Annotated in this window: 3 tRNA genes; all 3 read left to right on the top strand. The window is 58.5% G+C overall.

From position 1 onward, the window contains the following. Position 1: 1 nt before the first annotated feature. Positions 2 to 77 (top strand) — tRNA-Ala (locus tag AT959_RS14735). A 43-nt stretch (positions 78 to 120) separates the two neighbouring features. Then, positions 121 to 196, top strand: a tRNA-Glu gene (locus tag AT959_RS14730). A gap of 29 nt (positions 197 to 225) precedes the next feature. Continuing rightward, positions 226 to 302 (top strand) — tRNA-Asp (locus tag AT959_RS14725). Positions 303 to 439 lie beyond the last annotated feature (137 nt).

Here is a 439-nt window from a genome sequence, read left to right as displayed (position 1 = left end):
CGGGGGTATAGCTCAGCTGGGAGAGCGCTTGCATGGCATGCAAGAGGTCCGCGGTTCGATCCCGCGTACCTCCACCAAGCACCGAACTGGCCGTAGAAGTTGCAGCATTTGCAAGTCCGGGTCCCCATCGTCTAGAGGCCTAGGACACCGCCCTTTCACGGCGGTAACCGGGGTTCGAATCCCCGTGGGGACGCCAAGAATTTGGCAGTACAGTTTTAGCAGTATGGAGTGGTAGTTCAGTTGGTTAGAATACCGGCCTGTCACGCCGGGGGTCGCGGGTTCGAGTCCCGTCCACTCCGCCAACATTCAACCGGGCAACCGGTTTTGTTGAAGTTGAGAATCCTCGGATTCGCGGTTTCAACAAGCAGTTCGACTGGCCTCAACGGGGGTATAGCTCAGCTGGGAGAGCGCTTGCATGGCATGCAAGAGGTCCGCGGTT

This window comes from Dechloromonas denitrificans (genome assembly GCF_001551835.1).
GTDB classification, from domain to species: Bacteria; Pseudomonadota; Gammaproteobacteria; order Burkholderiales; family Rhodocyclaceae; genus Azonexus; species Azonexus denitrificans.
Note: the sequence above shows the minus strand (reverse complement) of the source record. Positions and strands in the feature narration are given on the sequence as shown.